Origin of the sequence: Mesorhizobium sp. M7A.F.Ca.CA.003.01.2.1, assembly GCF_003998945.1 — a bacterium.
Taxonomy (GTDB): domain Bacteria; phylum Pseudomonadota; class Alphaproteobacteria; order Rhizobiales; family Rhizobiaceae; genus Mesorhizobium; species Mesorhizobium ciceri.
In genome coordinates, this window is the sequence record NZ_RZRA01000630.1 from 1 (window position 1) to 3,418 (window position 3,418).

Sequence of the window (3,418 nt, forward strand, 5' to 3'; positions counted from 1 at the left end):
GACCTCATCCTGCTCGACGAACCCTTCAACGCCGTCGACGCCAAGACGGTCGGCGACCTCATTGCGCTGATCAAGCACTGGCATGGCGAGGAACGCACCATCATGGTCGTCGTCCACGATCTGGATCTGGTGCGGCAGAATTTCCCCGAAACGCTGCTTCTGGCCCGCCAGCCGATCGCCTGGGGCGAAACCCGGGAAACGCTGAAGCCTGAAAATCTGTTGCGCGCCCGCCGTTTTCACGAGGCCTGGGAAGAAAATGCACCCTGGTGCGAGCCGGGCGAGGACGCTCATGGTCACGATCACCATGGCCACGATCACGATCACCAACATGGCGTCGGACCGAGGGCTGCTTGATGGACATGCTTTACGGCCTAGTCATCGCGCCCTTCGCCGATTTCGCCTTCATGCAGCGGGCGTTGATCGGCTCGCTGATGCTGTCGCTCGGCGCCTGCCCGATCGGCGTCTTCCTTATGCTGCGGCGCATGAGCCTGTCGGGCGACGCCATGGCGCACGCAATCCTGCCCGGTGCAGCCGCCGGCTTCCTGTTCTATGGGCTGGAAATCCTGCCGATGACCATCGGCGGCCTGATCGCCGGCGTCATCGTCGCGCTCGGCGCCGGCGCCGTCTCGCGTTTCACCATCCAGCGCGAAGACGCCTCGATGGCGGCTTTCTACCTGATTTCGCTCGCCATCGGCGTGCTGATGGTGTCGATCCGCGGTTCCAGCGTCGATCTCATGCATGTGCTGTTCGGCACCGTGCTGGCGCTCAATGACGAGGCCCTGACGCTGATCGGCGGCATCGTCGCGGTGACGCTGGTCAGCCTCGCCATCTTCTGGCGGGCGCTGGTCGCCGAATGCCTCGACCCGCTGTTCCTGCGCTCGGTCAGCCGGCTCGGCAGCCCGGTGCATTTCATCTTCCTCGGCCTTGTCGTACTCAACCTCGTCGGCGGCTTCCAGGCGCTCGGCACGCTTCTATCGGTTGGGCTGATGATGCTGCCGGCCGCGGCCGCCCGCTTCTGGACGGTTCGCGTCGAGCCGATGTGCGTGCTGGCCGTACTGATCGGCTTCGCATCCTGCGTCGCCGGGCTGCTTTTGTCCTATCACGCCTCGCTGCCATCCGGCCCGGCCATCATCCTGTCGGCCGGCGTCGTCTATTTCGCCTCGATCCTGTTTGGCACGCGCGGCATCCTGCGCGCGCGCATCATCCATCACCGTCACAGAACGGCCTGATCCCCGCCCCTAGAAGGAGACCCCTCTATGCTGAAATCCATCCATGCCGCCCTGGCGATGAGCGTTATAACATTAACCGCCTTTGGCGCATCGTCGGCCTTCGCGGCCCCGCTGAAAGTGGTCGCCAGCTTCACCGTCATTGCCGATTTCGCCAAAAATGTCGGCGGCGACCGCATCGATGTCACCACCATCGTCGGGCCGGATGGCGATGCCCATGTCTACGAGCCGAGCCCGGCCGATGCGGTGGCCATGGCCAAGGCCGACATCGTGCTGGTCAACGGCCTGCATTTCGAAGGTTTTCTGCAGCGGCTGGTCGATGCCAGTGCCACCAAGGCCTCGATCATCACCTTGACCAAGGGCGTGACGCCGATCGATTTCAAGCCTGAATTCGCCGATGCCGACGCGGCCGAAGGTGCCGGCACCGGCGGCGGCAAGACGGTCACCGATCCCCACGCATTCCAGTCGATTGCCAACGCCAGGATCTATGTGAAGAACATCGCCGAGGCTTTCTGCGCGGCCGATTCGGAAGGCTGCGTCAGCTATCAGACCAATGCCGCCGCCTACACCAAGAAGCTTGATGCGGTCGAAGGTGAAGTGAAAGCGGCAATTGCCTCGATCCCAGAGAGCAAGCGCGTCGTCATCACCTCGCACGACGCCTTCGGCTATTTCGAACATGCATACGGCCTGACCTTCCTCGCCCCGCAAGGGGTCTCGACCGACTCCGAACCATCCGCCGCAGACGTTGCCAAGCTGGTCAATCAGGTGAAGCAGGACAAGGCGGCTGCGATCTTCGTCGAGAACATCACCAACCCGCGCCTGATCGAGCAAATCGCCAGCGAAACCGGCATCAAAGTCGGCGGCACGCTCTATTCGGACGCGCTGTCGCAGCCCGACGGCCCGGCCGCGACCTATATCGACATGATGCACAACAACATCCGTCAGATCAAAGGCGCTATTCTCGGCAGCTGAGTTTGAAGGATTGTCCAGCCGGGCCGCATCGGCCCGGTTGGATTTTCTGGCACGCAATGGCTATTTGGCAGAGAAATCCTTCGGCACGGATTGCCGCCCATGTCGGGGAGTGGCAAGACTGCCACCTGACCAGTTTGCGAGGATGCTGCCATGGAATACCGCGAAATCAGCGAGGACTATTCGGTCTCGGGCCAGATCCAGCCCGAAGACGTCGCCGCCATCAGGGAAGCTGGCTTCAAGAGTGTGATCTGCAACCGGCCCGATGACGAACAGCCGGGCCAGCCTTCTGCCGACACCGTCGGGGCAGCGGTCGAAGCCGCAGGCCTCGCCTTCCGCTACATTCCGGTGATCAGCGGCCAGATCACGGCCGAGAATGTCGAGGATCAGGCCGAAGCGCTCGAGGAACTCGACGGCCCGGTCTTCGCCTATTGCCGTTCCGGCGCCCGCTGCACCAATCTCTATGGACTGATCCAGCAGTCGAAGGGTTGAACGGCCCTTCCGTCATTAGGCTGGCGATCCTTCACACCCCCTCTGGCCTGCCGACGTATCAATGATATCCGCTCAGATTAAATCGGCAGCGCGCCGGTTTCCTTCAGCGTCTCCAGCACGATCGCCGTTTTCACATGCTGCACGGATTCGTGCGGCAGTAGCACGCCGTTGACGAATTCCGACAATGATTTGAGATCCGGCGTCACCACTTTCAGGATGTAGTCCATCTCGCCGGTCAGCGCGTGCGCTTCCTGCACTTCGGGCAGCCGCGCCACCAGTTCGCCGAAGCGCCTTGCATTGTCGCGATTGTGGGTGGCGAGCGTGACCGAAATGACGTTGACCAGGGAAAAACCGAGCTTGTCGCGGTCGAGAACGGCGCGATAGCCCCTGATGAAGCCGTCCTCCTCCAGCCGCTGACGGCGGCGCGAGCATTGCGACGCCGACAGGTTCACCCGCTCCGAAAGATCGTTGTTGGTCAGCCGCGCATCACCCTGCAACAGTGCCATTATCTTGCGGTCGAACTGGTCAATGCGCGCCTCATCCATGGCTTTCCCTTACATCATGCACGCTTCACGCATGACATCATCATTTCAAGCGTTTGAATGCAAGCACCGTGCGCCTCCTCCGCGTTATCATCGTGTCAAATCGCCTTTTCAGGCCAGGCCAGCTTTCGGAGGAATATTATGGGTCCCTTCCCGCACGACGCCCCGCCCGCCAGGATCAGCAAGGAC

General features: G+C 62.1%; 4 protein-coding genes and 1 pseudogene. 4 read left to right on the forward strand and 1 reads right to left on the reverse strand.

The window, feature by feature from the left end:
- The 4 genes and pseudogenes from EN969_RS22565 to EN969_RS22580 all read left to right on the forward strand — a co-directional run.
- A pseudogene (locus EN969_RS22565) lies at positions 1-354 on the forward strand (ABC transporter); the annotation flags it as partial.
- Complete coding sequence (gene aztB, locus EN969_RS22570; protein WP_013532308.1) at positions 354-1,229, forward strand: zinc ABC transporter permease AztB; 876 nt, start codon at positions 354-356, stop codon at positions 1,227-1,229. The pseudogene EN969_RS22565 and the gene aztB, both read left to right, overlap by 1 nt.
- A 27-nt stretch (positions 1,230-1,256) precedes the next feature.
- A complete protein-coding gene (gene aztC, locus EN969_RS22575; protein WP_013532309.1) occupies positions 1,257-2,198 on the forward strand; it encodes a zinc ABC transporter substrate-binding protein AztC in 942 nt (313 codons plus the stop codon).
- Positions 2,199-2,348: 150 nt separating this feature from the next.
- Complete coding sequence (locus tag EN969_RS22580; RefSeq protein ID WP_063167740.1) at positions 2,349-2,687, forward strand: TIGR01244 family sulfur transferase; 339 nt, start codon at positions 2,349-2,351, stop codon at positions 2,685-2,687.
- A gap of 77 nt (positions 2,688-2,764) precedes the next feature.
- On the opposite strand, the gene EN969_RS22585 is transcribed toward EN969_RS22580, so the two are convergent.
- Positions 2,765-3,232 (reverse strand): Lrp/AsnC family transcriptional regulator, encoded by a 468-nt coding sequence (locus EN969_RS22585; protein WP_013532311.1) that lies wholly within the window; start codon positions 3,230-3,232, stop codon positions 2,765-2,767.
- Positions 3,233-3,418 lie beyond the last annotated feature (186 nt).

Bases quoted from the DNA above. Each gene is read 5' to 3' on its own strand.
- aztB (WP_013532308.1), top strand. From the start codon at position 354: ATGGACATGCTTTACGGCCTAGTCATCGCGCCCTTCGCCGATTTCGCC.
- aztC (WP_013532309.1), top strand. From the start codon at position 1,257: ATGCTGAAATCCATCCATGCCGCCCTGGCGATGAGCGTTATAACATTA.
- EN969_RS22580 (WP_063167740.1), top strand. From the start codon at position 2,349: ATGGAATACCGCGAAATCAGCGAGGACTATTCGGTCTCGGGCCAGATC.
- EN969_RS22585 (WP_013532311.1), bottom strand. From the start codon at position 3,232: ATGGATGAGGCGCGCATTGACCAGTTCGACCGCAAGATAATGGCACTG.